Source organism: Nocardioides sp. CER19, from assembly GCF_029846275.1.
Taxonomy (GTDB): domain Bacteria; phylum Actinomycetota; class Actinomycetes; order Propionibacteriales; family Nocardioidaceae; genus Nocardioides.
The window spans coordinates 1049293-1073763 of record NZ_JARVWS010000002.1; the positions used below are offsets into that span (position 1 = coordinate 1049293).

The 24471-nt window shown below is 72.9% G+C and carries 20 protein-coding genes; 16 read left to right on the top strand and 4 right to left on the bottom strand.

Annotation, left to right across the window (positions count from 1 at the left end; genetic code table 11):
* Positions 1-19 precede the first annotated feature (19 nt).
* From QDS12_RS13565 to QDS12_RS13610, 10 genes are all read left to right on the top strand, one after another.
* Positions 20-397 (top strand): VOC family protein, encoded by a 378-nt coding sequence (locus QDS12_RS13565; protein ID WP_279879604.1) that lies wholly within the window; start codon positions 20-22, stop codon positions 395-397.
* Positions 382-1785: an amidase gene (locus QDS12_RS13570; RefSeq protein ID WP_279879605.1), complete on the top strand. Its 1404-nt coding sequence runs from the start codon at positions 382-384 to the stop codon at positions 1783-1785. The genes QDS12_RS13565 and QDS12_RS13570 overlap by 16 nt, the downstream gene beginning before the upstream one ends.
* Before the next feature lie 480 nt (positions 1786-2265).
* Positions 2266-2934 carry a lysophospholipid acyltransferase family protein gene (locus tag QDS12_RS13575; RefSeq protein ID WP_279879606.1) on the top strand — a complete coding sequence of 223 codons (669 nt, stop codon included), beginning with the start codon at positions 2266-2268 and terminating at the stop codon, positions 2932-2934.
* A gap of 81 nt (positions 2935-3015) precedes the next feature.
* A complete protein-coding gene (locus QDS12_RS13580; protein WP_279879607.1) occupies positions 3016-5199 on the top strand; it encodes a hydantoinase/oxoprolinase family protein in 2184 nt (727 codons plus the stop codon).
* Entirely contained in the window at positions 5196-7130 is a 1935-nt protein-coding gene (locus tag QDS12_RS13585; RefSeq protein WP_279879608.1) for a hydantoinase B/oxoprolinase family protein, read from the top strand. The genes QDS12_RS13580 and QDS12_RS13585 overlap by 4 nt, the downstream gene beginning before the upstream one ends.
* A 74-nt stretch (positions 7131-7204) precedes the next feature.
* Complete coding sequence (locus QDS12_RS13590; protein ID WP_279879610.1) at positions 7205-7879, top strand: hypothetical protein; 675 nt, start codon at positions 7205-7207, stop codon at positions 7877-7879.
* A 4-nt stretch (positions 7880-7883) separates the two neighbouring features.
* Positions 7884-8297: a cupin domain-containing protein gene (locus tag QDS12_RS13595; protein WP_279879611.1), complete on the top strand. Its 414-nt coding sequence runs from the start codon at positions 7884-7886 to the stop codon at positions 8295-8297.
* Positions 8294-9025: an SDR family oxidoreductase gene (locus tag QDS12_RS13600; protein ID WP_279879613.1), complete on the top strand. Its 732-nt coding sequence runs from the start codon at positions 8294-8296 to the stop codon at positions 9023-9025. Before QDS12_RS13595 ends, QDS12_RS13600 begins: the two co-directional genes overlap by 4 nt.
* Before the next feature lie 168 nt (positions 9026-9193).
* Positions 9194-10144 (top strand): carbamate kinase, encoded by a 951-nt coding sequence (locus QDS12_RS13605; RefSeq protein ID WP_279879614.1) that lies wholly within the window; start codon positions 9194-9196, stop codon positions 10142-10144.
* On the top strand, positions 10144-11244 hold the full coding sequence (locus tag QDS12_RS13610; protein WP_279879615.1) for a ring-opening amidohydrolase: 1101 nt from the start codon (positions 10144-10146) through the stop codon (positions 11242-11244). The genes QDS12_RS13605 and QDS12_RS13610 overlap by 1 nt, the downstream gene beginning before the upstream one ends.
* Positions 11245-11255: 11 nt before the next feature.
* On the opposite strand, the gene QDS12_RS13615 is transcribed toward QDS12_RS13610, so the two are convergent.
* The 3 genes from QDS12_RS13615 to QDS12_RS13625 form a co-directional block, all read right to left on the bottom strand.
* Complete coding sequence (locus tag QDS12_RS13615) at positions 11256-11555, bottom strand: hypothetical protein (protein WP_279879616.1); 300 nt, start codon at positions 11553-11555, stop codon at positions 11256-11258.
* Positions 11556-11620: 65 nt separating this feature from the next.
* Positions 11621-11947 (bottom strand): TfoX/Sxy family protein, encoded by a 327-nt coding sequence (locus QDS12_RS13620; protein ID WP_279879617.1) that lies wholly within the window; start codon positions 11945-11947, stop codon positions 11621-11623.
* Positions 11948-11956: 9 nt separating this feature from the next.
* Positions 11957-13105 (bottom strand): CoA transferase, encoded by a 1149-nt coding sequence (locus tag QDS12_RS13625; RefSeq protein ID WP_279879618.1) that lies wholly within the window; start codon positions 13103-13105, stop codon positions 11957-11959.
* Positions 13106-13192: 87 nt separating this feature from the next.
* Here QDS12_RS13625 and QDS12_RS13630 point away from each other — a divergent pair, with 87 nt between their 5' ends.
* Positions 13193-16399, top strand: a complete 3207-nt coding sequence (locus QDS12_RS13630) for an ATP-dependent DNA helicase (RefSeq protein WP_279879619.1) — start codon at positions 13193-13195, stop codon at positions 16397-16399.
* On the top strand, positions 16396-19581 hold the full coding sequence (locus QDS12_RS13635; protein WP_279879620.1) for an ATP-dependent DNA helicase: 3186 nt from the start codon (positions 16396-16398) through the stop codon (positions 19579-19581). The genes QDS12_RS13630 and QDS12_RS13635 overlap by 4 nt, the downstream gene beginning before the upstream one ends.
* Before the next feature lie 106 nt (positions 19582-19687).
* On the opposite strand, the gene QDS12_RS13640 is transcribed toward QDS12_RS13635, so the two are convergent.
* Entirely contained in the window at positions 19688-20764 is a 1077-nt protein-coding gene (locus QDS12_RS13640) for an NAD(P)-binding domain-containing protein (protein WP_279879621.1), read from the bottom strand.
* A 57-nt stretch (positions 20765-20821) separates the two neighbouring features.
* Between QDS12_RS13640 and nudC the strand changes: the two genes are divergently transcribed.
* The 4 genes from nudC to QDS12_RS13660 all read left to right on the top strand — a co-directional run bounded on the left by nudC (position 20822) and on the right by QDS12_RS13660 (position 24465).
* A complete protein-coding gene (gene nudC / locus QDS12_RS13645) occupies positions 20822-21745 on the top strand; it encodes an NAD(+) diphosphatase (RefSeq protein ID WP_279879622.1) in 924 nt (307 codons plus the stop codon).
* Positions 21746-21845: 100 nt separating this feature from the next.
* Entirely contained in the window at positions 21846-22922 is a 1077-nt protein-coding gene (locus tag QDS12_RS13650; protein ID WP_279879624.1) for an LLM class flavin-dependent oxidoreductase, read from the top strand.
* Positions 22919-23626, top strand: coding sequence for an ABC transporter ATP-binding protein (locus tag QDS12_RS13655; RefSeq protein WP_279879625.1), 708 nt, complete (start codon positions 22919-22921; stop codon positions 23624-23626). Before QDS12_RS13650 ends, QDS12_RS13655 begins: the two co-directional genes overlap by 4 nt.
* On the top strand, positions 23623-24465 hold the full coding sequence (locus QDS12_RS13660; protein WP_279879626.1) for an ABC transporter permease: 843 nt from the start codon (positions 23623-23625) through the stop codon (positions 24463-24465). The genes QDS12_RS13655 and QDS12_RS13660 overlap by 4 nt, the downstream gene beginning before the upstream one ends.
* Positions 24466-24471: the final 6 nt, after the last annotated feature.

Below are 24471 nucleotides of genomic sequence, written 5' to 3' on the forward strand. Positions count from 1 at the left end.
CCCCAGGAAGGAGAGACCAATGGCAGGAAGAGTCGTCCACTTCGAGCTGCCCTACGAGGACGCCGACCGCGCCGGCAAGTTCTACGCCGACCTGTTCGGCTGGCAGGTGATGCCGATGCCCGAGATGGACTACAGCATGGTGATGACCGGTCCGAGCACGCAGGAGAGCGGGCCCAGCGAGCCGGGCTTCATCAACGGTGGGATGTTCAGTCGTAGCGAGCCGGGCCGCGGCGGCAACATCGTGATCGACGTCGACGACATCGACGCCACCCTCACCGCCGTGGAACAGGCGGGTGGCAAGACGGTCGTCGGCCGGCAGCCGGTCGGAGACATGGGCTTCACCGGCTACTTCACCGACTGCGAGGGCAACCTCGTCGGCCTGTGGCAGAACGCCTGACCTTGGACACCTTCACCACCGCACGGGAGATGGCGGGCGCGATCCGCGCCCGCCGGATCTCCGCCCGCGAGCTGCTCGAGCTCCACCTGGACCGCATCGCCGAACGCAACCCCGAGCTCAACGCGATCGTCTCGCTCGACGTCGAGCGCGCCCGCGCAGGCGCGGCGGCCGCCGACCAGCACCTCGCGTCCGGGCACCCGGTCGGCGCGCTGCACGGGCTGCCGTTCGCGTTCAAGGACACCCACGCCGTCGCGGGCTGGCGGACGACGTACGGGTCGCCGCTGTTCCGCGACTTCGTCCCCGACGCGGACGAGCTGATCGTCGAGCGGATCAGGCGGGCCGGCGTGGTGACGATCGGGCGGACCAACGTTCCGGAGTTCGCCGCGGGCTCCCACACCTTCAACACGATCTTCGGCACCACCCGCAACCCGGTCGACCCGAGCCGCTCTGCCGGCGGGTCCAGCGGGGGAGCGGCGGCGGCGCTCGGGGCGGGGATGGTGCCGCTCGCCGAGGGCTCCGACATGGGCGGGTCGCTGCGCAACCCCGCCTCCTTCTGCGGCGTCGTCGGGCTGCGACCGTCGCTCGGGCGGGTGCCCGAGTGGCCCAAGCCGAACCAGTGGGAGACCACGTCCGTCGGCGGCCCCATGGCGCGCAACGTCGGTGATCTGGCGCTGCTCCTGTCGGTGATCGCCGGCCCCGACCCGCGGTCGCCGCTCGCGCTCGGCGACCCGGGACATGTGTTCGCACCGCCGTTGGCGGGCTCGCTGCGCGGCCTGCGCGTCGCCTACTCGCTCGACCTGGGCGGCGGGTTCGAGGTGGACGCCGCGGTCGCCGACGTCGTCGAGCAGGCGGGCCGGCTCTTCGCCCGCTCGGGCGCGTCGGTCTTCTCGGCCTGGCCCGACCTCTCGCTCGCCGACGACACGTTCCGGACGCTCCGCGCGTGGCACTTCCAGGCGTCGTACGGCGCCCTGCTGGCCCGCCACCCGGATGCCTTCAAGCAGTCGCTGGCCGACAACATCCGCGCCGGCGAGACGCTCACCGGCGCCGACGTCGCCCGCGCCTACGGACAGCGCACCCGGCTCGCAGAGACGATGCGCCTGTTCTTCCAGTCCTACGACGTCCTGGTCCTGCCGGTCTCGCAGGTGCCGCCCTTCCCGGCCGACCAGGAGTTCCCCACGGCGATCAACGGCCGCCCGATGGCCACCTACCTCGACTGGATGCGGTCGGCGTACTTCATCACGGTGACCGGATGCCCCGCCATCTCGGTGCCGGCCGGCACCACGCCCGACGGGCTGCCCGTCGGCGTCCAGATCGTCGCGCCGCACGGTGCGGATCGGCGGCTGCTCGAGATCGCCGCAGCGTTCGAGGAGGCCCGCGCGACGGTCTAGACCGGTTCTCCACAGCCCGGCGGGAAACCGGTGGAGATCCGGTGGAGAAGCAACGGGTGTGGTGGAAAACGGGCGCTCGGTTGTGCACGTCGCTGTGGAACCGAAGGAATGTCCGCAGACCTCTTGTGGCCCGGTTCACGGCAGGCGTAGAACTTCTCTCACGCCGACCGGGGCCGACGGGAGACCGGAGGAAACCAGGGAGGCGGGACAGCTCGGAGACGAGGGTCCGAACGCCGGAACCGCTACCGCAAGGCGACGGGGAGGGCGCAGCGTCTGGTGACGGAGACGCTGGGACCGGAGTCGACGAACTGCCGACCGAGAAGCGTCACCTGACTCGGTCGAACTGAAGGGCCCTTGTGACTCATACTCACGAGGGCCCTTCACCTATTTCAGCAGGCGCCGGTGGCCGGACCGTGAAGGCGCGCCCAACGGGTCCGCACAGGTTTCTCCGACCGACCGGTAACTGTCAGGATCGCGACCATGTTCTACGACGTGGTCCACCGGGTCGTCCCGCCGCTGCTCAGGGCCGTGTGGCGCCCGGACGTGCAGGGCCTCGAGAACGTCCCCCGGACCGGCGGCGTCATCCTGGCCAGCAACCACCTCAGCTTCGTCGACTCGGTCGTCATCCCGTCGGTCGCACCGCGCAAGGTGGTCTTCCTCGCCAAGTCGGAGTACTTCACCGGCACTGGTGTCTCCGGTGCGATCCAGCGTGCCTGGTTCGAGGCGCTCGGCATGCTCCCGGTCGACCGCGCGGACACGAAGTCGGCCCTGGAGAGCCTCGACGTCGCACTCGAGGTCCTGCGCGGCGGCGACGCCTTCGGCATCTACCCCGAGGGCACCCGCAGCCGCGACGGCCGGCTCTACCGGGGCCGCACCGGCGCCGCGCACCTGGCCCTCACGGCCGGCGTCCCGATCGTCCCTGTCGGCCTGCGCGGCACCGAGCGCATCCAGCCGATCGGCTCCAACATCCCGCGCCTGGTCAAGGTGCACGTCGAGTTCGGTACGCCGATCGACCCGCGGGGCCGCTACGACGGCATGCCTCTCGGCAAGGCCCGACGGCTGCTCACCGACGAGGTCATGCAGGCCATCCGGGCGCTCAGCGGCCAGGAGGAGGCAGGGGTCTACAACGAGCGACCTGCCGACGCCTGACGACAACTGCCAACGAATCGGCGGTTCGTCGGCAGATCGTGCCGTCGCCTGCGGCCACGTGCCGACGGCAGGATCGGCGGCATGCGACCGCCCCGCAGCATCCGGATCGGCATCGACACCGGCGGCACCTTCACCGACGTCGTGGTGTTCGACGAGACGACCGGCGAGGTGGTCACCACCAAGACGCCGAGCACCCCGCACGACCCGGCCGAGGGCTTTCTCGCCGGCGTGGAGAAGGGGCTCGCCCTCATCGGGCTGGGCGCATCCGACGGCCCCGCGATCGCCGCGATCTCGCACGGCACCACCGTCGCGACCAATCAGCTGCTCGAGGGGAAGGTCGATCGGCTCGGGTTCATCACCAACACCGGTTACGAGGCGATGCTCGAGATCGCCCGGCAGTCAGTGCCCGACGGCTACGGCAACTCCTACTTCTGGGTGAAACCGGACCGGATCGTGCCGCGGCACCTGGTCAAGGGCGTCGAGGGCCGGATGGACTTCGAGGGCAACGAGGTGCGGCCGTTCGACGAGGAGGGCGCCCGTGCGGTCGCCCGCTGGTTCCGCGCCCAGGGGATCGTCACGCTCGGTGTCAGCTTCCTGCACGCCTACGCCAACCCGGCCCACGAGGAGCGGATGCGGCAGGTCCTCGCCGATGAGCACCCCGACGCCGTCGTGAGCATCTCGAGCGAGGTGCTGCGCGAGTACCGCGAGTACGAGCGCTCCATGACCACCCTCGTCGACGCCGCCGTCAAGCCGCGGCTGCGCTCCTACGTCGGCAACATCCAGGCCCGTCTCGCCGGCTTCTCCTCGGCGATCGAGCCTGTCGAGATCCCGTTCTACGTCATGAAGTCCAACGGCGGCGTCCTGTCGGCCGACGAGGTCGTCCACCAGCCCATCACCACCGTGCTGTCCGGCCCGGCTGCCGGTGCGCTCGGCGCGGCGCTCATCGCCAAGGTCGCCGGCTTCGACCGCGTCCTCACCTCCGACGGCGGGGGTACGTCGACCGACGTCTCGGTCGTCATCGACGGTGAGCCGACGCTGACGACCGAGGGCTCGGTCGGGGCGTTCCCGTCCAAGATCCCGATGATCGACGTCGTCACCGTCGGTGCCGGCGGCGGCTCGATCGCGTGGCTCTCGCCCGAGGGCAGCCTCAAGGTCGGCCCCCAGTCGGCCGGCGCCGCGCCCGGGCCGATCTGCTACGCCCAGGGCGGCGCCGACGTGACCGTCACCGACGCCCACGTCGTGCTCGGGCGGATCCCTCCGCACCTGCTGGGCGGCGAGATCCCGCTCGACGTCCCCGCTGCTCGGGCCGGCGTGGAGGCACTGGCCGGCAAGCTCGGCATGAGCGCCGAGGCGTGCGCCACCGGCGTCCTCGAGATCTCCGCCTGGAACCAGGCCAACGCGCTGCGCCAGGTGACGGTCAAGCGCGGTCTCGACGTCCGCGACTTCACGCTGGTCACGTTCGGCGGCTCCGGGTCGCTGCTGCTGTGCCGGCTGATGGACGTGCTCGGCATCCCGACCGTGCTCGTCCCGCCCAACCCCGGCAACGTGAGCGCCTTCGGCCTGCTCACCGTGGACGTGAAGAACGACTACGTGCAGACGCACGTCTCCCTTGCGTCGGCTCTCGACCCCGGCGCCGTCGGTCGGATCTACGACGACCTCACCGCCCGGGCGGCCGTCGCGCTGAGCGGCGAGGGCTTCGCGGCCGAGCAGCACCAGTTCGTGCGCACTGCCGACCTGCGCTACTTCGGCCAGGCCTTCGAGGTCCGGGTGCCGGTGCCGGACGGGCCGGTCACCCCCGAGACGCTCACGGTCGTGGCCGACCGCTTCCATGCGGAGCACCGGTCGACGTACGGCTATGACTTCAGCGCCGACCCCAGCCAGCAGGTCGAGTGGGTCAACCTCCGGGTCTCCGGCATCGGGCCGATCCAGCGGCCGGAGATCAGGCGCGCAGGTCTCGATACGCCTCCGCCGAGCGGCTCCAGCTACTCGACCAGCGGAGGGAGCGATCTCGATGGTCGAGTAGCGAGCGCCAGCGAGCGTATCGAGACCACCCGGCCCGTCTGCTTCGACGCCGCCGACGGGTACGTCGAGACGCCGGTCGTCTGGCGGCCCGACCTCGCTCCCGGCGTACGCGTCGACGGCCCGGTCATCGTGGAGGAGTTCGGCTCCACCGTGCCGATCCACCCGGGCTTCACGGCGACCGTGGACGCCTACCTCAACCTGATCGTCACCCGCGCACACGAGGAAGAGGCAGGTGGAGCATGACCTCGACAGGCTCGGCCCGGCGAAGCCGGAGAGTTCCCACCCAGTTCCCGTTCGGTCACCTCACCGACGACGCCGGAGCGAGCGCCGACCCGGTCCTGGTCGAGATCGTCCAGGGCAGCCTCGCGGCCGTCGAGCAGGAGGTGGAGACCGCCATCGCACGGACCAGTCGCAGCCCGATGATCCGCGACGCGCACGACTTCCGTGCCGGCATCCACGACCGCCTGCTGCGCAAGCTCACCGGCCGCTCCTACAGCGCGCTGGTCCACCCGGTGGCCCGCGACTTCCCGATCGAGGAGATGCGGCCCGGGGACGTGTTCTTCCACAACGACGTCTACCGCTCCGAGGGCGGCATCGGGCACCTGCCGGACCTGTGCGTCACGGTGCCGGTGTTCGCGGACGGGCGCGTCGTCGCGTTCGTGCAGGCGTTCGGCCACCACGACGACATCGGCGGCGCGGTGCCCGGCTCGATGCCGAGCGCGGCGACCAGCGTCTTCGAGGAGGGGCTGATGGTGCCCCCGATCAAGCTCTGGAGCGAGGGCGTCCCCAACCGCTCGGCGCTGGCGATCATGACCCGCAACTCCCGCATGCCGGAGTCGCTCGCCGCCGACCTCGACGCCGAGTGCAGCGCGTGCCTCATGGGGGCGCGCCGGCTCGGCGAGCTCTTCGAGCGCTACGGCGTCGGCGCGGTCGAGAGCGCCTTCGACGCGATCATCAGCCGCACCACCGAGACCTACCGCCGGGAGATCCTGTCGAAGATCCCGGTGGGCACGTGGACGTGGGAGGACTACGCCGAGCACGACGGCGTCGACGAGCCGATGCTGCACACCCAGCGGATCACGCTCACCCGCACCTCGCCCGACGACCCCGACGGCGAGCGGATCGTCCTCGACTTCGACGGGACCGGCCCGCAGGCGAAGGGCCCGATCAACCACTGCGGCGACTACAGCGACGGCGTCTTCCTCAAGAAGTGGCTGGCGCCGATCCTGCGCAACCTCGCCGACACTCCCGAGCGGATGGCCGAGCTCGACGTCAACGAGGGCATCGTGCCGCTCATCGAGATGCGGTTCCCCGAGCCCGGCACGCTGCTCACGCCGGTCTTCCCGGCGCCGACCAATGCACGCACGTTCGTCATCCTCCGGCTGCTCGGCGTGCTCGCCGGCGTGGTCGCCAAGGCGGTCGACGGGCGGATGCCGGCCGACCAGGAGACCATCCGCTACACCGGCGTCTACGGCGAGGACCGCGACGGTCGGCCCTACCTCATGCGCGAGGTCCTCGGCGGCGGCTCGGGCGGGCGGCCGCACGGCGACGGCGAGGACACCATCCACGTGGTGCCCGACTCCCGCAACCTGCCCACCGAGTTCACCGAGGCGCGTTTCCCCTTCCGCGTCGAGTCGCTCGCGCTCGCGGTCGACAGCGGCGGTGCCGGGCAGCACCGCGGCGGGCTGGGCTACGAGAAGCACATCCGGATGCTCAAGGACGCGCACTTCATGTCGATCGCCGACCGCTCGATCCTCGCGTGCTGGGGCGTGGCGGGCGGCAAGGCCGGGCAGCCCTTCCAGGTGACCATCGACCCCGGCGGACCCGACGAGCGGGAGATCGACGCGCTCGCCGACGCCGCCCCGGTCAAGGCGGGCGAGGTCATCCGGATCCGCACCACCGGCGGCGGCGGGTGGGGCGACCCGCTCGAGCGCGACCCCGCGCTCGTGGTCAGGGACGTGCGGTGGCACAAGGTCTCGCCCGCGGCCGCGTACGACGACTACGCGGTCGTCCTCACGGGGGCTGGCGACGACCTCGGGTTCGACGCCGAGGCGACCGCCGCCGCCCGAGCGTCGCGCGCGCGGACCGACGAGGTGTTCTTCGACCGCGGTCCTGGCTACGCGCGACTGGCCGGCGGGCCGGTGTACGCGGAGGTCGACCTGCGTCGCGGGTGAACCGCCGGGGTTGTGATCTCGTCTCCCTCGCAGCACGCTTGACACAGAGGACGACTCCGCAGCGAGGTGACCAGATGAGCACCAAGAACGCCTGCCTGATCGACTACGTCCGGTCGACCCACGACGACCTGAGCGCCCGCCTCGAGGCGGCCCGGCTCATGCAGGGCCGTCGTGACGACCCGAGACAGCAGCGGCACCGGATCGACGACTTCCTCGGTGCGACCTGCCAGCACCTGCACGCGCTCGACGAGGTCATGCTGCCGGCGTACGCGAAGGTGCCGGACGGCAAGTCGCTGTGCCACGACTTCACGGCCTCCGTGAAGCACCTCGAGGTGCTCCTCTACCACGTCAACGCCCACGAGTACGGCTCGAGCATCGAGGGCTCCTTCGACTGGCCGGCGGTGTGGGCGGACGTGGAGCGGGCGATGGCCGACGAGCGTGGCTGCGAGGAGGAGCTGGCCCGTCAGCTGACCGACGCGCTCGACGACGACCGCCTCGACGACCTCACCGACCGGATCCATCGCGTCGAGCCGCAGGAGCCGACGCGGCCGCACCCGCACCAGCCGCACGGTGGTCGGATGGGCAGCGTCTCGCGCAGGATGATGAAGAGGACCGACGCGTTCTGGGACGCCGTGCAGGGCCGGATCGTCCCCGAGGCCGAGCACGCGCCGAAGAAGAAGCCGGGGCTGCTCGGGCAGTACCTCCTGGCCAGCCCGCGGTTCGGCCACGACGAGGACCCGCCAGAATGAGGCCGTGACCCTCCCCGACACGCTCGAGCTGCAACCACACCCCGAGGGCGGGCTCTACCGCCAGACCTGGGTCTCACCCGACACCGTCACGCTGCCCGACGGGCGGGTGCGGCCCACGGCCACGCTCATCTACTTCCTGCTCCCCGCGGGCGAGTCCTCGGCGTGGCACCGGGTCTCCTCCGCCGAGACGTGGCTCGCCCACACCGGCACCGTCGAGCTGCAGTACGGCGGCTCCGGCCCGTCGCCCGTCGACGGTGACGTCGTCGCGGTCGGCGTCGACGTGGCCGCCGGCGAGTCGCCGCAGGCGCTGGTGCCCGCCGGCGTCTGGCAGCGCACCCTGCCGTCGACCGCGGACGCCCTGGTCAGCTGCCTGGTGAGCCCCGGCTTCGACTTCGCCGACTTCGAGCTGGTCCCGTGAGGACGCTCGTCACCGGCGGCACGCGCGGCATCGGCGCCGCGATCGCCCTCCGGCTCGCCGCGGCCGGCCACGACCTGGTGCTCGGCTACCGCGCCGATCGCGAGGCCGCGGAGGCGACGGCCGACTCGGTGCGCGCGGCCGGCGTCGCCTGCGACCTCGTCGCCGCCGACCTGGGCGAGCCCGAGGGCGTCGACACGCTCTTCGCCGTCGCCGGTGGTCCGCTCACCGGGGTCGTCAACAACGCCGGCTGGGCCGGGCCGCTCGGCTCGCTCGCCGAGACCGAACCGGACGTCGTGCGCCGGGTCGTCGAGGTCAACCTGGTCGCTCCGCTGCTGGTCGCCCGGGCCGCCGTACGCGCGATGGGTCGCTCGCACGGCGGGTCCGGGGGCGTGCTGGTCAACATCAGCTCCGGGGCGGCGACCATCGGCTCGCCGGGGGAGTACGTCCACTACGCGGCGGCGAAGGCCGGCCTCGACACGCTCACGCTCGGGCTCGGCAAGGAGGCCGGCCCCGACGGGGTCCGCGTCGTCGGCGTCGCCCCCGGCGCGGTGCGCACCCGCATGCACGCCGACTCCGGCGACGCCGACCGGCTCGACCGCATCGGCGGCGGCGTGCCCCTCGGGCGCCCCGGCGAGCCCGACGAGATCGCCGCCACGGTCGCGTGGCTGATGGGCCCCGAGGCGTCGTACGTCACGGCGACGACGGTGCGGGTGGCGGGCGGGCGCTGACGGTTCGTCGAGGTATGCAGGCGAGCCCTCACCTCCCCTGCGGAGCTCCGCACGGGAAGTGCGCACTCGGCTGCATACCTTGACGAGCATCCACTCCCCGGCGCGGCAACACCTGCCCAAGCCGCAGACCGTCGCGCGCCCCTAGCGTTCTCGCATGAGGGTCCGGCCATGAGAGTGCTCTGCGCGCTCGGCGGCAACGCGCTGAGCAGCCCGGACGGGCGCGCGCGACCCGAGGACCAGATCGCCGCCGCGGGTCGAGCGGCCGAGGGGCTCGCCGACCTGGTCGCGGCCGGCCACGAGCTCGTGGTCACCCACGGCAACGGACCGCAGGTCGGCAACCTGCTCGTCAAGAACGAGCTGGCCGCGGCGGTGGTCCCGCCCGTCCCGCTCGACTGGTGCGTCGCCCAGACGCAGGCGACGATCGGCGTCATCCTCTCCAACGCCCTCGAGCGGGGCCTGCGCGCCCGCGACGCCCACCGTCCGGTGGCCGCGCTCGTCACGCGGACCCTGGTCCACTCCGACGACCCCGGCATGCTCACGCCGACCAAGCCGATCGGACGTTACCTCCCGCGCGACGAGGCGCAGGTCCTCATCGACCACGGCGAGGTCTGGCGCGACTTCGGAACCAAGGGCTGGCGTCGCGTGGTGGCCAGCCCGGAGCCCCAGCGGATCCTCGATGTCCCGGCCGTCCGCGCGATGCTGGCCAGCGGGTACGTCGTCATCGCCGGTGGCGGGGGCGGCGTACCGGTCGTGGAGGACTCCGACGGGGCGCTGCGCGGCGTCGAGGCCGTCATCGACAAGGACCTCGCCGCGGCCGGCCTCGGCGAGGCGGTCGAGGCCGACGTACTGCTCATCGCGACCGACGTCCCGCACGTCCTCCTGGGCTACGGCTCGCCCTCCGAGCGTCCGCTGCGCCACGTCACGCGTGGCGAGCTGCAAGCCGCCGCCGACGCCGGGGAGTTCGCCGCCGGGTCGATGGCGCCGAAGGTCGAGGCCGCCCTCCGCTTCGTCAGGAACACCGGCCGGAACGCGTCGATCTGCTCGCTCGACGACATCGTCCCCGCCCTCGCCGGCGCCGCCGGCACGCACGTCACGCCCGATGTGGAAAGGAACCACTGATGCCCGCGATCGAAGTCCGCAAGGTGCCGCTGCACCACGTCTCCGACGCCTCGGAGATGGTGAAGCTCATCGACGACGGCGTGTTCTCCGCCGACCGTGTCATCGCGGTCGTCGGCAAGACGGAGGGCAACGGTGGCGTCAACGACTACACCCGGATCCTCGCCGACCGTGCCTTCCGCGAGGCGCTCGTCTCGCGCGGCGCCGACCCGGAGGCCGTCAAGGAGGTCCCGATCGTGTGGTCGGGTGGCACCGACGGCGTGATCAGCCCGCACGCGACGATCTTCGCGACCCTCCCCCCTGACATGGCCGAGCCGAGCGACGAGCTGCGGCTCACCGTCGGCTACGCGATGAGCGAGGAGCTGCTGCCCGAGGACATCGGGCGGAGCGCGATGATCACCAAGGTCGCCGACGCGGTGAAGGCCGCCATGTCGCGGGCCGGGATCACCGACCCCGCCGACGTCCACTACGTCCAGACGAAGACGCCGCTCCTCACGCTCAAGACGATCGCCGACGCGCACTCGCGCGGCGAGACGGTGTTCACCGAGGACACGCTGCACTCGATGGACGTCTCCAACGGCGGTACGGCGCTCGGCATCGCCGTCGCACTCGGCGAGATCGAGATGCCGACCGACGACGACATCATGCGCGACCGCTCGCTCTACTCGGCGGTCGCGTCCTGCTCGTCGGGCGTCGAGCTCGACCGCGCCCAGGTGGTCGTCGTCGGCAATGCGCGCGGCGTCGGCGGCCGCTACCGGATCGGTCACTCGGTGATGGAGGACGCCCTCGACGCCGACGGCATCTGGGAGGCGATCCGGTCCGCCGGCCTCGACCTGCCCGAGCGGCCCCACACCTCCGACCTCGACGGCCGGCTGGTCAACGTCTTCCTCAAGTGCGAGGCGTCCCAGGACGGGCACGTCCGTGGCCGCCGCAACGCGATGCTCGACGACTCCGACGTGCACTGGCACCGGCAGATCAAGGCGGCCGTCGGCGGCGTGACGGCAGCGGTCACCGGCGACCCTGCCGTGTTCGTCTCCGTCTCGGCCGCCCACCAGGGACCCGAGGGCGGCGGCCCGGTCGCCGCGATCGTCGACCTCGGCTGATCCCCACCGGCTCACGGCCGCCGGTCGGTCCGGCGCCACGACCGGTCGTCGCGGCGCCGGCCCGTCCCGGCCGCCCAGCGCGGGCACACCTCCTGGACCTGGTCGGCGTCGCGCCCCGTCGCCGGCTGTACGTCGGCCCACTCGATGTGCGGGAACCGGGCCGGTCCGACCTCCTTCAGCGGGATGCCGCACGGCGTCTGGTTCGTGTGCGGCAGCCAGGCGTGGACGAGCCCGGCGGGAGAGCGGTACCTGTCGGCGGCGTCGACCCAGCTTCCCGAGGCGGCGACGGCGGCGTCCGAGGGTGGCTCCATCCCTCCCCGTGACCCGGGAGCCGCCCGGCAGCGCACGGAGCTCCGACCCTCGCCCCGGGGTGTGACTACTTCTTGGCGGTCTTCGGCGGCTTCGCCTGTGCCTCCGCGACCGCCGGCTCGACCCAGGCGGCGAGCGCCTCGTCCGACGCGACCAGGGGGCCGGGCACGCGGACGAAGCCCTTCATCATCCGCTCGCCCATCCGCATCTGCTCCGCGCCGCGGGCCAGCGCGTCCTCCACGTCGGACACCGGCAGGAGCAGGCCGTCGCCGGACACGCTCGTGGCCATGTGGGTGTTCACCATGAACGCCAGGCCGCCGAACATCTTCATCTCCGGCGTGCCCGGGGGCACGAGGTCACGTACGCGGGCGGCCAGCTCCTCGTCGTACGCCATGACAGGAGCCTAGGAGAACTCGGCCCGCAGCGCGTCGGTGTGCTCGCCGAGCAGCGGGGGAGCCGCGTGCGTGGGCCGGCCGCCCGAGTAGTTGTTGTCGTCGAACCGCAGTGGCGAGCCGGGCAGCTCGATCCGGCCGAGCGTCGCGTGGTCGACCGAGAGGACCAGGCCCTGCGAGCGGGTCTGCTCCCAGGCGTAGACGTCGTCGAGGGAGCGCACCTTGCCCGAGGGGATGCCCGCGGAGGCGAGCAGCGCGAGCCAGTGCTCGGCGGGCTCGTCGGCGAAGTGCGCCTCCAGGCGCTCGACGAGGGAGGCGCGGTTCGCCACCCGCTCCGGGTTGGTCGCGAACCCCGTCTGAGCCGGGTCCCAGCCGAGCGCCCCGCAGAGTGCGCGCCAGAGGGACTCGGAGCCGCAGGCGATCTGGATCGGCGCCGTGGCGGTCGCGAACATGCCGTAGGGCGCGATCGAGGGGTGGTGGTCGCCGGCGAGCCCCGGCACCTCCTGGCCGACCGTCCACCGCGTCCCCTGGAACGCGTGGAAGCCCACCATCCCGGCCAGCAGCGACGTCCGGACGACTCGGCCGCGGCCGGTCGTCGCCCGCTCGTGCAGCGCGGCGAGCACGCCGACGACGCCGTTGACGCCGGCCACGAGGTCCCCGATCGGGACGCCGACCTTGGTGGGAGTGGAGACGCCGGTCAGCGACATGATGCCCGCCTCGCCCTGGGCGATCTGGTCGTAGCCGGCGCGCGACGCCTCCGGGCCGTCGTGACCGAAGCCCGTGATGGACAGCACGATCAGCCGCTGGTTGAGCTCGTGCAGCCGGTCGGTCGAGAAGCCGAGCCGGTCGAGCACGCCCGGCCGGTAGTTCTCCATCAGTACGTCGGCCCGCTCCACCATCCGCTCGAGCAGCTTCGCGTCGTCGGGCGTCTTGAGGTCGAGGACGACCGACTCCTTGTTGCGGTTCGCGGAGAGGAAGTACGTCGAGGTGCGCTCCGCGTCGTCCATGAACGGCGGCCCCCACGACCGCGTGTCGTCGCCGGCGGGCGGCTCGATCTTGATGACGCGCGCGCCGAGGTCGCCGAGGGTCATCGCTGCGTGCGGTCCGGCGAGGGCGCGGGTGAGGTCGAGGACCAGCAGATCAGCGAGGGGACCGGTCATGGCGGCCAGCCTCACATCGAATCGCCGGGCCGGGAATGGCAGGTCTCGCCCAATCTGTCGGCGCCACGTGATGGAGTGGTTCCCGAGATGAGCCCCACCCCGACCTACCGCCTCAGCGATCCGGCCGCCCCGCCCGCGCCGCCCGTGCTCGACGAGCACCAGCAGCGCGTCGTCGACCACGCGGGCGGTCCGCTGCTGGTGCTCGCCGGCCCGGGGACCGGCAAGACCACGACCCTGGTCGAGGCGATCGTCGACCGGATCGAGCGGCGCGGAGCCGAGCCGGACCAGGTGCTGGCGCTGACGTTCTCCCGCAAGGCGGCCGACCAGCTGCGCGACCGGATCACCGCTCGGCTCGGTCGGACGATGAGCGGCACGCCGTGCTCCACCTTCCACTCCTTCGCCTACGGGTTGATCCGGGCCTACGCACCCAAGGAGCTCTACGAGGCGCCGCTGCGCCTGCTCAGCGCGCCCGAGGCCGACGTGGTGCTCCGCGAGCTGCTCGCCGACCATCCCGAGTCGGTCAGCTGGCCGGAGGGGCTGCGGCGCGCGCTCGGCACCCGCGGCTTCGCCCGCGAGGTGCAGGCGGTGCTGTCCCGGGCGCGGGAGAAGGGCCTCGAGGGCGAGGACCTGCGCGAGCTGGGCGAGCGGGAGCGGATCCCCGAGTTCGTGGCGGCGGGGCTCTTCCTCGACTCCTACCTCACCAACCTCGACAGCCAGGGCGCGACCGACTACGCCGACCTCATCCGACGCGCCACGATCGAGGCGCACGCCCATCGCGACGAGATCCGGGCGCGCTACCGGCACGTCTTCGTGGACGAGTACCAGGACACCGACCCGGGCCAGGTGGCGCTGCTGCGCGCCCTGGCCGGCGACGGCCGCGACCTCGTCGTCGTGGGTGACCCCCACCAGTCGATCTACGGGTTCCGCGGCGCCGAGGTGCGCGGGATCCTCGAGTTCCCGACCGAGTTCCCGCAGGCCTCCGGCGCGCCGGCGCCCGTGGTGGCCCTGCGCACGACCCGCCGGTTCGGGCCGCGCCTCCTGGTCGCCGCCCAGCGCGTCGCCGGACGGCTCGGCCTGCCGGGCACGATCGGCGAGGACGCCCGCGAGGCGTTCCTCAGCCCGCGCGCCGAGGCGTCCTACGAGGGGCGGGTGCTGGTGCGTACGTTCGACACCGAGCGGGCCGAGGCCGAGCATCTCGCCGACCTCCTGCGCCGTGCCCACCTCGAGGACGGCATCGGCTGGGACGACATGGCCGTGCTGGTGCGCTCCGGCCGCTCCACCATCCCGCCGCTGCGGCGGGCGCTGGGTGCGGCCGGCGTCCCCGTCGAGGTCGCCAGTGACGAGGTGCCGCTCGTCCGCGACCCCGCCGTGCTGCCGCTGCTCGATGCGCTCCGCGCGGTCGTCAACCTCGACAACGCGGACCCGGAGGACGTCGACCACGTCGACGACGCGCGCGCCGAGGCGCTGCTCACCGGCCCGCTCGGCGGCCTCGACGCCGGCGACGTGCGCCGGCTGGCACGCCGGCTGCGCGCCCGCGACAAGGAGCTCGCCCACGTCCAGGACCGCTCCCCGCTCCCCTCCCGCGACCTGGTCCGCCTCGCAGTCGTGGAGCCGACCTACCTCGACGGGATCGAGGGCGTCGAGGGCGAGAAGGCCCGCGCCCTCGCGGGGCTGCTCCACGACGCCCGGACCCAGCTCGAGGCCGGCGCGACGGCCGAGGAGCTGCTCTGGACGCTGTGGTCGCGCACCGGTTGGCCCGCACGGCTGCGCCGCGGCGTCGACGCCGGCGGTGGCGCTGCCCGTCGGGCACACCGCGACCTCGACGCGGTCTGCGCGCTCTTCGAGAGCGCGGCCCGTGCAGAGGAGAAGCGCGACCACGTCGGGGTGCGTGCCTTCCTCGCGACGCTGGTCGCCCAGCAGATCCCGGCCGACACGCTCGCCGAGCGGGGCGCCCGCGGGGCCGCCGTACGGCTGCTCACGGCGCACCGGTCGAAGGGGCTGGAGTGGCGCCTCGTCGTCGTCGCGCACGTCCAGCAGGACGGGTGGCCCGACCTGCGGCGCCGGTCCACGCTGCTCCAGGCCGACCGGATCGGCGAGCAGGGCCTGGTCCCGCCCGTCACGCCGCGTGAGCTGCTGATGGAGGAGCGGCGGCTGTTCTACGTCGCCTGCACACGCGCCCGCGAGCGGCTCGTGGTCACCGCCGTCGCATCGGCGGAGGAGGACGGCGAGCAGCCGTCCCGGTTCCTGCCCGAGCTCGGGGTGAGCGTCGAGCGCATCGTCGGCCGGCCGACCCGTCCGCTGTCCCTGCCGGGTCTCGTGGCCGAGCTGCGCCGCACCGTCGCCGACCCGGAGACGCCAGCCGGGCTCCGTCACGCGGCGGCGAAGCGACTGGCCCGGCTCGCCGCCGACGGCGTCACGATCGCCGACCCCGCGTCCTGGTGGGGGACCCGCGCGGCGTCGCGCTCGCCGCAGCCGATCCGCGACCCGGCCAAGCCGGTGCCGGTCTCGGCCAGCCTCCTCGAGGGGCTGCTGACCTGCCCCACGCAGTGGTTCCTCACCCGGGAGGCCGGCGGCATCGCCCGCGCCCACCAGAGCGCCAACCTGGGGCAGCTCGTGCACGCGATCGCCGAGCGGGTGGCCGTCGGCGAGCTGCCGTCCGACCCCGGGTCGATCGACACGCTCATGGAGCACGTCGACGCCGTGTGGGACCGCCTCGACTTCCGCACACCCTGGTCGAAGGCGCGCGAGCACGAACGGGTCCGCGACGCGTTGCGCCGCTTCGTGGAGTGGCACAACGCCAACCGCCGTACGCTGCTGGCGACCGAGGCGTCGTTCGCGACCGTCGTCGACCTGCCCGACGGCGAGCAGGTGGCGCTGCGCGGCTACGCCGACCGGATCGAGCTCGACGCCGACGGCCGCGTCGTCGTGGTGGACCTCAAGACCGGGCGGACCGCGCCCAGCGGCCCCGCCGTGGAGCGGCACCTGCAGCTCTCGCTCTACCAGTACGCCGTCGACCACGGCGCCGTCGACGAAGTGGTCGGCCGCCCCGCCGAGGCAGGCGGCGCCGAGCTGGTCCAGCTCGGCATCCTCGAGGGTCCGGACGGGGCCGTGGTGCAGCCGCAGTCCCTGCAACCCGAGGACGGCGTCGACCGCGACCGGCTCCGCACCGGGCTGGCCCTCGCGGCCCAGCGGCTGCGCGACGAGCGGTTCCCGGCGGTGTCCGGCGAGCACTGCCGCACCTGCGAGTTCGTCTCGCTCTGCCCGGCCAAGGGAGCGGGGGCGATCGCGCGATGATGACGATCGAGACCCCCGAGCAGCTCGCCCGGGCGATGGGGACGCCCTACGCGCCGTCGCCGCAGCAGTGGGCGGCGATCTCCGCGCCGCTCGAGCCAGCGGTCGTCATCGCCGGCGCCGGGTCCGGCAAGACCACGCTCATGGCGGCCCGGGTCGTCTACCTCGTGCTGACCGGTCAGGTCAGCCCCGACGAGGTGCTCGGCCTCACCTTCACCGCGAAGGCCGCCAGCGAGCTGCGCGCGCGGATCCGTGGCGCGCTCGACGCCGTCGGCGCCCTGGAGGAGTCGGAGGAGGGCGACGTGCTCGAGCCGACCGTGGCCACCTACAACGCCTACGCCGCCGGCCTGCTCACCGACCACGGCCTCCGGATCGGCCACGAGCCCGAGACGCGCGTCATCACCGACGCCGCGCGCTACCAGCTCGGCGCGCGGGTCGTCGACCGGCACACCGGACCCGTCCAGCGCCTGTCGGACCACCCGCCCACGGTGATCCAGTACCTCCTCGCGCTCGACGGCGCCATGAGCGAGCATCTCGTCGCACCCGACGCCGTGCGGGCGTTCGACGAGGCGGCCCGCAAGTCGTTCGAGCGCGCGCTGGCCGAGGAGCGGGCGGGCAAGGACCGGAAGACCTACCGCGACGCGATCGCCAAGGCGGTCGACGTGATCGACCGGCGCGGCGAGCTGCTCGACCTGGTGGCGTCGTACCGCCGGCTCAAGCGCGACCTGGGCCTCATGGACTTCGCCGACCAGATCGAGCTCGGTGCGCGGCTCGCGACCGAGCAGCCCGACGTCGGGGCGATCGAGCGCGGTCGGTTCAAGGTGGTGCTGCTCGACGAGTACCAGGACACGTCGGTCGCGCAGGCGATCATGCTGTCGCGGCTCTTCGGCGAGGGGCACGCCGTGACCGCGGTCGGCGACCCCAACCAGGCGATCTACGGCTGGCGCGGTGCGTCGGTGTCCAACATCCTCGGCTTCGCCGAGACCTTCCCTCGGGCCGACGGCGGACCGGTGGCCCTCTTTCCGCTGACGGTCAACCGGCGCTCCGACACCCGCATCCTCGAGGTCGCCAACCGGCTCGCCGCACCTCTCTACGAACAGTTCCCGCAGGTGGCGCCGCTGGACGCCGCACCGGGCGCCGAGCAGGGCAGTGTCGCGGTCGGTGTCTACGAGACGGCCGAGGACGAGCTGGCGGGTCTGGTCGACGCCGTGAAGGCGGCCCATGCCGACTCGTGGGCCAAGATCGGCGTGCTCACCCGCGACAACGCGACCGCGGCGAGCGTGTTCGACGCGCTGACGACCTCCGGCGTTCCGGTGGAGGTCGTCGGCCTCGCGGGTCTGCTGCGGCTGCCGGAGGTCGCCGAGGTGGTGGCGACGCTCCACCTGATGCACGACGTCACCGCCAACGCCTCCCTGCTGACCCTGCTCAGCGGGCCGCGCTGGGCGGTGGGGCCGCGCGACCTGCGGCTGCTGGGGGAGCGGGCCCAGGAGATCGCCGGGCAGCGCGGACGCGGTCCCGAGGCCGGGGACATCGGCGAGCAGCTCCTCCAGATCGCCGACGGCATCGACCCGGCCGAGCTGCCGGCGCTCGACGATGCACTGGCCGACCTGGGTGACCCCGCCGACCACCCGTACTCGCCCGAGGCGCGCGAACGGTTCGCGCTGCTGGCCGGCGAGCTGCGCATGCTCCGCACCCACGTCGGCGAGCCGCTGCTCGACGTCGTCCGCCGCATCATCGACACCTGCGGGACCGACGTCGAGCTCGCCTCCGCCGTCTCGCCTGCGGCAGCGGCCCGACGGGACAACCTCGACCTGTTCGTCAAGGCGGTCGCCGACTTCCAGGCCGTCGACGGCGACGTCAGCCTTCCTGCGCTGCTCGCCTATCTCACCGCCGAGGACGACCAGGGCAACGGTCTCGACATCGCGACGCCGACCGAGGCCGACTCGGTCAAGCTGCTGACCGTGCACCGGTCCAAGGGGCTCGAGTGGGACAGCGTCTTCCTCGTCGGCATCTGCGAGGGCCGGTTCCCCTCCGGGCAGGGCCGGCGGCTGTGGACGTCCTCGCCCGCGATGCTGCCCGCGCCGCTGCGGGGTGACGCCCACGACCTGCCCCAGCTGGAGGGCTACGACAAGGCGGCGCTCGACGCCTACCGGGCCGCCACCCGCGACCACGAGGCGACCGAGGAGCTCCGGCTCGGCTACGTCGCCTACACCCGCGCCGCGCACCACCTCTCGGTCACTTCCTACCTCTGGTCGCCGCGGCCGACGGCGTTCGGTCCGTCGGCCTACCAGGCCGTCGTCCGCGACCAGCTCGCCGACTGGGGCGAGCCGGTCGCGCCCGCTCCCGGCGGCTGGCTCGACAAGCCGGTCAAGGGCACGCCCAACCCCTACGACGGTGTCGATCAGTCCCGGCCGTGGCCCTCGGAGGGCCCGGGTGCGGAGGCGCTGCTGCGGCTCGCGGCCGCCGAGGTCGTGCGGGCGGCCGACCCGACGGCGCCCGACCCCGAGCTCGACATGGTCGAGGCGGCGCGCGTCGCCGACTGGGACGCCGAGATCGAGCGACTGCTCACCGAGGCGCGCGCCGAGCACACCGGCCAGGTCGTCGTACGACGGCCCGAGAGCCTGTCCGCCACAGCGCTGGCCCGGCTTCGCGACGACCCCGATGCGTTCGCCCGCGACCTGGCGCGGCCGATGCCGCGCCAGCCCTCGTCGGCGGCGCGGTTCGGCACCCGCTTCCACGCCTGGGTGGAGGCGCGGTTCGGTCAGCAGGACCTCTTCGACCCCGACGACCTGCCGGGCCGTGCCGACGCCGACATCGCCGACGACGCCGAGCTGGCCGAGGTGATCGCCGCCTTCGAGTCCGGCCCGTTCGCCGACCGACCACCCTTCCGCGTCGAGGCGCCGTTCGCGCTCGTGCTCGGCGGCCAGGTCGTGCGCGGCCGCATCGACGCCGTCTACCAGGAGCCTGACGGGCGCTGGCTGCTCGTCGACTGGAAGACCAGCCGGGCGGCCACTGCCGACCCGCTGCAGCTCGCGATCTACCGCGTCGCCTGGGCCGAGCTCACCGGCGTTCCCCTCGACCGGGTGCGCGCGGCGTTCGTCTACGTCCGTGGCGGCCGGCTGGTCGAGCCCGACGGACTGCCCGACCGGGCCGGTCTCGAGGCGCTGCTCGCCGTTGGGCGGTGAGGCATCAACCGTCCGCGGGGGCTGTTCGGTTGATGGGTCACCGCCAGCTGGGCGCGCGTCGCCTGGGCGGTGAGTGGTCAACCGTCAGCGTCCGATGAGCCAGCGCTCAGGCGGACGCCTGCTGCTGCCCGTCGAGCCAGGCGGCCACACCCCGGGCGGCGAAACGCCCGGCGCGGTTGGCGCCGATCGTCGACGCGGACGGCCCGTAGCCGACCAGCTGCACGCGGGGGTCGGCGACCGCCGTCGTGCCGAAGCGGTCGAGCTGGATCCCGCCCGCGGCGCTGCGTAGGTGCAGCGGGGCCAGGTGGGCGACGGCGGGACGGAACCCGGTCGCCCACAAGATCACGTCGGCCGGGCGGAACGTGCCGTCGGCCCACCGCACGCCCGACGGCTCGATCGAGGCGAACATCGGGAGCCGGCGTTCGTAGACGCCCAGGCGAGCCGCTGCGGCCTCCTGGGGGCGCAGCATCAGCCCGGTGACGGAGACGACGCTGGCGGGCGGCAGCCCCCGGCGGACGCGCTCCTCCACCAGTGCGACGGCCGCACTGCCCGCCTCGGGGTCGAAGCCCTCGGTGCGCCAGATCGGCTCGCGCCGCGTCACCCACAGCAGGTCACGCGCCGGGTCGTCGACGACGAGCGCCAGCTCGCCGAGGAACTGCACGGCCGACGCCCCGCCGCCGACCACGACGACGCGGCGCCCACGGAAGTGCGCGGCTCCCGGGTAGTCGTGCGTGTGCAGCTGCTCCCCGCCGAAGGTCGCCGCACCGGGGTAGTAGGGCACGTAGGGCTGCGACCAGGTGCCGGTCGCGTTGACGATGGTCCGCGTCACCCAGGAGCGCTGACCGGCGCTCACCAGCAGCAGGTCGTCCTCCGCCGGCTCCACGCGGGACACGCGCACCGGGCGGACGACCGGCAGGCGGTGGGCGCGCTCATAGGCCCCGAAGTACGCCGGCACGACGGTGTTGGCCGGCCCGGCGCCGTTCGGCGGCTCGCTGCCGGGCAGCGACGCGACGCCGTGGACGTCGACCATGGCGAGGGAGTCCCAGCGGTGCTGCCAGGCGCCGCCGGGCTCGGCGTCGGCGTCGAGGACGACATGGTCGATGCCGCGGCGCGCGAGGTGGAAGCTGGCCGAGAGTCCCGCCTGACCGGCGCCGATGACGACTGACTCGAGAGGGGCGGGCACGTCGTCACAACAATCGGGCCTCCCGCGTTATTGCGCCGAGGCTCTAGTTTTGGGAGCGTGCCCATCGATCTCCACCCCCACGAGCGGCTCGCCTGGTCGGCCCATGACCGGCTGCACGCCCACCGTGACGACGACGACTGGGTCGACCGGCGATGGAGCGACCCCGAGTCGCGTGCGCTCGTCGTCGCGGGCAACCGGGTGCGACTCGACGGCGACCGCATCGAGTGGACCCACCCGAAGGCCACGCCGCCCGGGATCCGGCTGCTGCTCGGCGACAGCGACGGCCGGACGCACTTCGCCGTCATCCTCGACGCGGCCCGCGACTCGCAGGGTCCGGGGGAGGGCTGGGTGCCGCTGCGCGGCCTGCTGCCGACCCTGGCCGGCGGCGCGCCCGACGGTGAGGCGCCCCTCGTGCTGCACGCGCTCGGCATGGCGGAGTGGCTGCACGCGACCCGGTTCTGCCCGCGCTGCGGCGGCCCGCTCTCACCGCGCGCGTCGGGCCACCAGCTGATCTGCAGCGACGGCCACCAGCAGTTCCCGCGGACCGACCCCGCCGTCATCATGCTGATCACCACGGGGGAGCCCGGCACCGCCGACGAGCGCTGCCTGCTCGGCCGCCAGAAGGTCTGGCCCGAGGGCCGCTTCTCGACGCTGGCCGGCTTCTGCGAGCCGGGGGAGTCCCTGGAGAACTCGGTCCGTCGTGAGGTCGCCGAGGAGACCGGCGTACGCGTCGGCGAGGTGAGCTACTTCGGCAACCAGCCGTGGCCGCTGCCGGCCAGCCTCATGCTCGGCTTCACGGGCCGTGCCGATTCGACCGAGATCCGGGTCGACGACGACGAGATCGCCGAGGCGCGCTGGCTGACCCGCGCCGAGCTGGAGCAGGCGGCCACGTCCGGGGAGATCCAGCTGCCGGGAGCGGTCTCGATCAGCAGGTCGCTGATCGAGACCTGGTACGGCGCCCCACTGCCCGGGACCTGGTGACAGGCCCCGGCGAACACACCCGTTCCGCCATGTGGCCAATGTCGAGTAAAGAACTCAGATTCATATACCTTCTCGTTGTTGCATCGACGAGGAGGGAAACATGGTCAACGAGGTCCTGTGGTACATCATCCCGGAGGACGGGCACTATCCCTGGGAGCCCGCAGGTAGGCGCGAGGTCGACTACGACTACCTCAAGCAGGTCGCCGGCGCCGTCGACCGACTGGGCTACAGCGGCGCCCTCTTCGCCACCGCCGCGGCGGACGTGTGGGTGCTGGCCACCGCGCTCGCCGCGCACACGAAGAACCTTCGCCCGCTCGTCGCGGTGACGCCCGGCCTCATCTCGCCCACCCTCCTGGCGAAGATGGCGCTCACGTTCGACAACCTCTTCGACGGTCGGCTCACGATCAACGTCATCAACTCCGACTCGAAGACCCAGCGCAAGTACGGCCAGTTCCTCGAGCACGACGAGCGCTACGCCCTGAGCGAGGAGTACTGGGACCTCTTCCGGCGCCTCGTCGCCGGCGAGACCGTCACCCACAAGGGCCGGTTCATCGAGCTCGAGGAGGCGTACGCCGGCCCCTACCAGCCCCGCCAATTCCCGGGCATCCCCCTGTGGTTCGGCGGGTCGTCCGAGGCCGGCCTGCAGATGGCGGCCCGCACCATCGACTGCTACCTGTCGTGGGGTGAGCCGCCGGAGCTGCTCCGGCAGAAGATGAACCGGCTCCGTGAGCTCGCCGAGCAGAACGAGCGCGAGATCCGCTTCGGGTTGCGCGTGAACCTCATCGCGCGTGACACCGAGAAGGAGGCGTGGGACGTCGCCGACCACTTCATGCGGGTCACCAACCCCGCGACGATCGAGCGGATGCGGCAGAACTCGTTCCTGACCGACTCGGTCGGCGGCCAGCGCCAGTTCCAGACCCACCAGGGCGTCGTACCCGATCACGCCCGTGACCTCGAGATCTACCCCAACCTGTGGCCGGGCATGAGCCTGCTGCGTCCCGGTCCGGGCACCGCGATCGTCGGCAGCCACGCGCAGGTGATCGAGCGGCTCCAGGAGTTCGAGTCGCTCGGCGTCGACACCCTCATCGTCTCCGGCTACCCGCTGCTCGAGGAGGCCTACCACATCTCCGAGACGATCCTGCCCGCGCTCGACATCAAGACGCCGGCGAGCCGATGAGCGACCAGCGGGCCGTCGTCGTCGACGGCGTCAGCAAGGACTTCGGCGCCCACCGCGTGCTCGACGACCTGTCCCTGCGTCTCGAGCCGGGCAGCTTCACCGCGCTCCTCGGCGCGAGCGGCTCGGGCAAGTCCACGCTGCTGCGGATCCTCGCTGGTCTCGACGAGGAGTTCGAGGGCCGGGTCGTCGTACCGCCGCGCGTCTCCGTCGCCTTCCAGGAGCCGCGCCTGCTCCCGTGGGCGAGCGTGCTCGACAACGTCGTGCTGGGCCTGGACAAGAGGGCGCGCCCGCTCGGCGCGCAGACGTTGGCCGAGGTCGGCCTGGCGGAGAAGTCGGGCGCCTGGCCGCTCACGCTGTCCGGTGGGCAGGCCCAGCGCGCGTCGCTGGCCCGTGCCCTCGTCCGCGAGCCGGAGCTGCTGCTCCTCGACGAGCCGTTCGGTGCGCTCGACGCCCTCACCCGGCGGTCGATGCACCAGCTGACGCTCGACCTCTGGCGGGCGCACGCGCCGACGGTGCTGCTCGTGACCCACGACGTCGAGGAGGCGCTCCGGCTGGCCGACCGCGTCGTCGTGCTCCAGGGCGGCGTCATCGGGTTCGACGCGGAGGTGCCGGAGGACCGGGGCCTGCGGATGGAGAAGCCGGCCGTCCTCCACCTGCGCCGGGAGCTGTACGGCGCCCTGGGTGTCGACGTGGTGACGGCATGAGCGTCGTCAGCGTGGGTGCGGCCGCGACGTCGGCGACCGAGAACGGCGTGGTCCGCCACGGGCGCGGGTCGAACCGGCGCCGCCGCGGACCGCGGCTGCGCTACCTGTCGCTCGTCGCGCTGCTCGTCCTGTGGTTCGTCGCCGACAAGGCCGACTGGATCTCGGCCGACACGTTCCCCGGCCCGGGTGCGGTCTGGCACGCGGCGGTCGACCTCGCCCAGAGCGGCAAGCTGGCCGACGCGCTCCAGGTGAGCCTGACGCGGGTCGTGATCGGCGGGCTCATCGGCGTGGTGCTGGGCGTGGTGCTGGGCCTGCTCTCCGGGTTCTCCCACCTGGCCGAGTCGGTCCTCGACACCCCGCTGCAGGCGCTGCGGGCCGTACCGTTCACGGCCCTGGTGCCGATCTTCATCCTCTGGCTCGGCATCGGTGAGGCCCCGAAGATCGCGATCGTCGCCTTCGCCGTCTTCTTCCCCGTCTACATCAACACCTACGCCGGCATCCGCTCGGTCGACGTGAAGTACGCCGAGGTCGCGCAGGTCTACGGGCTGAGCCGCGTCGCGGTGGCGCGTCGGGTGCTGCTGCCCGGGGCGCTGCCGGGGATCCTCGTCGGGATCCGCTACGCGCTCGCGCTGTCGTGGATCTCGGTCATCGTGGCCGAGCAGCTCAACGCCTCCTCGGGGATCGGCTTCCTGCTCGTCAACGCGCGTCAGTTCCTGCAGGTCGACGTGATGTTCGTCTGCCTCGTCCTCTACGCGCTGCTGGGTGTGGTCACCGACCTGGTCTACCGCCTGGTCGAGCGCCGCCTCCTCGTCTGGCGCCGCGGCTTCGACGGCGCCTGATCGCCC

Bases quoted from the DNA above. Each gene is read 5' to 3' on its own strand.
- QDS12_RS13565 (WP_279879604.1), top strand. From the start codon at position 20: ATGGCAGGAAGAGTCGTCCACTTCGAGCTGCCCTACGAGGACGCCGAC.
- QDS12_RS13575 (WP_279879606.1), top strand. From the start codon at position 2,266: ATGTTCTACGACGTGGTCCACCGGGTCGTCCCGCCGCTGCTCAGGGCC.
- QDS12_RS13580 (WP_279879607.1), top strand. From the start codon at position 3,016: ATGCGACCGCCCCGCAGCATCCGGATCGGCATCGACACCGGCGGCACC.
- QDS12_RS13585 (WP_279879608.1), top strand. From the start codon at position 5,196: ATGACCTCGACAGGCTCGGCCCGGCGAAGCCGGAGAGTTCCCACCCAG.
- QDS12_RS13590 (WP_279879610.1), top strand. From the start codon at position 7,205: ATGAGCACCAAGAACGCCTGCCTGATCGACTACGTCCGGTCGACCCAC.
- QDS12_RS13605 (WP_279879614.1), top strand. From the start codon at position 9,194: ATGAGAGTGCTCTGCGCGCTCGGCGGCAACGCGCTGAGCAGCCCGGAC.
- QDS12_RS13610 (WP_279879615.1), top strand. From the start codon at position 10,144: ATGCCCGCGATCGAAGTCCGCAAGGTGCCGCTGCACCACGTCTCCGAC.
- QDS12_RS13615 (WP_279879616.1), bottom strand. From the start codon at position 11,555: ATGGAGCCACCCTCGGACGCCGCCGTCGCCGCCTCGGGAAGCTGGGTC.
- QDS12_RS13620 (WP_279879617.1), bottom strand. From the start codon at position 11,947: ATGGCGTACGACGAGGAGCTGGCCGCCCGCGTACGTGACCTCGTGCCC.
- QDS12_RS13625 (WP_279879618.1), bottom strand. From the start codon at position 13,105: ATGACCGGTCCCCTCGCTGATCTGCTGGTCCTCGACCTCACCCGCGCC.
- QDS12_RS13630 (WP_279879619.1), top strand. From the start codon at position 13,193: ATGAGCCCCACCCCGACCTACCGCCTCAGCGATCCGGCCGCCCCGCCC.
- QDS12_RS13635 (WP_279879620.1), top strand. From the start codon at position 16,396: ATGATGACGATCGAGACCCCCGAGCAGCTCGCCCGGGCGATGGGGACG.
- QDS12_RS13650 (WP_279879624.1), top strand. From the start codon at position 21,846: ATGGTCAACGAGGTCCTGTGGTACATCATCCCGGAGGACGGGCACTAT.
- QDS12_RS13655 (WP_279879625.1), top strand. From the start codon at position 22,919: ATGAGCGACCAGCGGGCCGTCGTCGTCGACGGCGTCAGCAAGGACTTC.
- QDS12_RS13660 (WP_279879626.1), top strand. From the start codon at position 23,623: ATGAGCGTCGTCAGCGTGGGTGCGGCCGCGACGTCGGCGACCGAGAAC.